Below are 316 nucleotides of genomic sequence, written 5' to 3'. Positions count from 1 at the left end.
CAACGAAAAAAGCCCTAGCATTTCTGCTAGGGCTTTCATCTTAAGTTGGCGGAGCGGACGGGACTCGAACCCGCGACCCCCGGCGTGACAGGCCGGTATTCTAACCAACTGAACTACCGCTCCTTTAGCAAATTGCTTACGCACGATGCTAAATCTTTTTAAGTCGCTGATATGTCACTATCAGGAGACTTCTCTTTCGTAAAAGAGAAATTAGGCGCCTGGAAATGACCTACTCTCGCATGGGGAGACCCCACACTACCATCGGCGATACTGTGTTTCACTTCTGAGTTCGGAATGGGATCAGGTGGTGCCACAG

At 50.3% G+C, this 316-nt stretch carries 1 tRNA gene and 1 rRNA gene; both read right to left on the bottom strand.

The annotated features are described in order from the left end of the window. Nucleotides 1-46 precede the first annotated feature (46 nt). Nucleotides 47-123, bottom strand: a tRNA-Asp gene (locus H5123_RS20410). 93 nt (nucleotides 124-216) lie between these two features. Continuing rightward, nucleotides 217-316 (bottom strand): 5S ribosomal RNA (gene rrf, locus H5123_RS20405); the annotation flags it as partial.

Source organism: Shewanella sp. SR43-4 (assembly GCF_014163845.1).
In the GTDB taxonomy this organism is placed as follows: domain Bacteria; phylum Pseudomonadota; class Gammaproteobacteria; order Enterobacterales; family Shewanellaceae; genus Shewanella; species Shewanella vesiculosa.
The sequence above is the reverse complement of the archived record's forward strand: the minus strand, read 5'-3'. Positions and strand labels throughout refer to the sequence as shown.